Here is a 2,785-nt window from a genome sequence, read left to right as displayed (position 1 = left end):
GCCTATACCGATCAGCTGAGCTCATCGTCGGACATCGTCATCCTCGGACGGACCTTGGCTCTGGCGGCGGGGGCCACACTCATCACCGCCGTCCTGGGCTTCCCCGTGGCCTACGCGTTAACGCTGATGGGGCCGCGGAGCCGGGCAGTGTTCCTCGGGGCCCTCGCCGTCCCCTACCTGACCTCGACCCTGGTGCGCACTTATGCCTGGATCGGCCTGCTGGGGGTCAACGGTCCGATCGTCGCCGTCGCGCATTGGCTTGGAAGCAGCACGGCGACCTACGACTACACCCTCGTCGGTGTCCTGGTGGTACTGGTACATGTGTTCTTGCCGGTGATGATCCTCTCCTGCTACGTCTCGATGTCCCGGATCGACCCGTCACACATGCGAGCAGCCCGGACACTAGGCGCGAACCACCTCGAGAGCTTCTGGCGCGTGTACGCTCCGCAGACCAAATCCGGTGTCGTCGCCGGCGCGGTGGTGGTCTTCACCACCAGCGCCGGCATGTACGCCACACCCGCATTGATCGGCGGTCCCACAGAGACAACCGTGGTCACCCTTGTCGTCGAGCGGGTCACCCAAGGCCTCTACGGGCTCCCGCCGGCGTTCCCGGCCGCACTCACTGTCATCCTCGCCGCAGCCGTGGCGCTGGTGCTCATCCTGGCCGCCCGCTCCGTAGGACTCGGTGAAGTCTTCGGCTTGGCGGCCCTGCGCGGACGCCGCGGGCGCCGGACCGGCTGGCCGTCACGACAGCGGCAAGGGAAACGGCAACCGCGCCGACCGTTCTCTGCCCTGATCCGCCGCATCCCTACCGGTTCAGGCCGCCACCACGTCCTGGTCCGCGCCACGGTTGTCCTCGCTGTACTCCTCATCGACGGTCCATTCGCGTACCTGTTCGGCATGTCGTTCCAGCCGCTGCCGTTGCTCGCGTTCCCGACCGACACGTGGTCCACGCAGTGGTACACCGAGGTGTTCACCAACCCGACGTGGGGCGCGGCGCTCGGTCAGTCCGTGCAGGTGGCAGCGCTGGCGACCTTCCTCGCGCTCGTCCTCGGTAGCTTCCTGGCATTGCGCACGACGAAGGTGCGCTTCCTGGGAAGCAGGACCATCGCGGCGGCGGCAATACTGCCCCTGATGGTGCCGCATGTCATGTATGCCACGGGGATCTTCACCGTCTTCACCCAATTCGATCTGATCGGCGACTGGCGGGCGATCGCAGTCGTGCACAGCGTGCTGGCGCTCCCGTACGTCTACATCAACGTCTTGAACGGGTTGAACTCCTATGACCCCAGGTGGGACCAGGCAGCCCACTCGCTCGGCGCATCGCCTTGGCAGCGGCTGCGGAAGGTCACCCTGCCACTGCTGCGGCCCGCACTCGTCACCGGCGCCTTCCTGGCAGTGTTGCTCTCACTTGAGGAGTTCACCGTTACCCTGTTCATGGGCGGGCTCACGTTCGAGAACCTGTCGTTGAAGTTCTGGAGCGGCGCTTCACAGAACCTCAGCCCCGAACTGGCAGTAGTCGGCGTCATGCTCACCGGGGCCACCATCGCCCTGGTAGCCCTCGCCGGTTCCGGTTCATACCTGGCGCGGCGCGCCACCAAAACCCATCGGAGTGCATCATGATCAACCCTGCCATCGCCAGAACGATCCCGTCCCCGCGCGGGGACGTTGCCCGTGCGCCCAGCACGGGGCAGGCAGAGGACTATCTCGTCTTCGACGAGCTGGTCAAGACCTACGGCGACACCACCGCCCTGAACCGTATCTCGCTCAAGGTCCGTGACGGCGATTTCGTCTCAATTCTTGGCCCAAGCGGTTCGGGCAAGACTACCCTGCTGGGCATCCTGGCCGGCTTCGTCCAACCCGACTCCGGCAGCGTGCGCCTTGCCGGCCGCGACCTGATCGGCGTCCCCGCCGATCAGCGGAACCTCGGCGTCGTCTTCCAAAACTACGCCCTGTTCCCCCACATGACCGTGCGCGAAAACATCGCGTTCCCGCTGGAAGTCCGCTCCGTTCCACGCGCCGAGGTCGCCCAGCGCGTCACGCACGCACTCGAAGTCGTCGAACTGAGCAAGCTCGGCCACCGCAAACCTGCCGAACTCAGCGGCGGCCAGCAGCAGCGCGTCGCACTGGCCCGCGCGCTGGTCTACGCACCCCCAGTCCTCCTGCTCGATGAGCCTCTCGGTGCACTGGACCGCAGACTCCGCGAAACCATGCAAATAGAACTCAAAGACCTCCACGCCCGAGTCAAAAACACCTTCCTGTACGTCACCCACGACCAGGAGGAAGCACTCGCGATGTCCGATGTCATTGTCGTCATGAACAACGGAGGCATCGAACAGATCGGCTCCCCCGAGGCCATCTACGACCGCCCAAATTCGCGCTTCGTCGCGAACTTCGTAGGAGATTGCAACCTCATCGACGGAACCGTGGAAACCGGCCCGCAAGGATGGCAGGTACGAGCCCGTGACTCCAACGTCGTGCTGTGGTCAGGCCACGACAAACCCGCGGACCGGGACTGCTGTGTGGCAGTCCGCCCCGAACGCCTCGAACTCACCGCCGGACCAGCGAACGCGCCCGGCTGCATCCAGGCAACCGTGCGGAGCCGCCGCTTCGCCGGCAGGGAGATCGCCTGGCAATGCACCAGCACCCTCGGAGAACTCATCGTCCGACTACCCCGGACCTTCAACGAAAACCAGCAGCAAGGAATCGACCACATCGACGAAGGAACACCCGTGACACTCCGCATCGACACCACCCGCACCCACGTCATCGACACCCAGAGTCC

Annotated in this window: 2 protein-coding genes; both read left to right on the top strand. The window is 65.2% G+C overall.

Annotation, left to right across the window (positions count from 1 at the left end; genetic code table 11):
• Positions 1 to 1,623: ABC transporter permease subunit (locus AC3WJM_RS22935; protein ID WP_492273045.1), on the top strand; the 1,623-nt coding region annotated here is incomplete at its 5' end.
• Positions 1,620 to 2,785, top strand: a 1,166-nt coding sequence (locus AC3WJM_RS22930; protein WP_492273044.1) for an ABC transporter ATP-binding protein, incomplete at its 3' end; no start/stop codon positions are given. The genes AC3WJM_RS22935 and AC3WJM_RS22930, both read left to right, overlap by 4 nt.

It is taken from the genome of Arthrobacter sp. FW306-1B-G06A, assembly GCF_058781765.1.
Note: the sequence above shows the minus strand (reverse complement) of the source record. Positions and strands in the feature narration are given on the sequence as shown.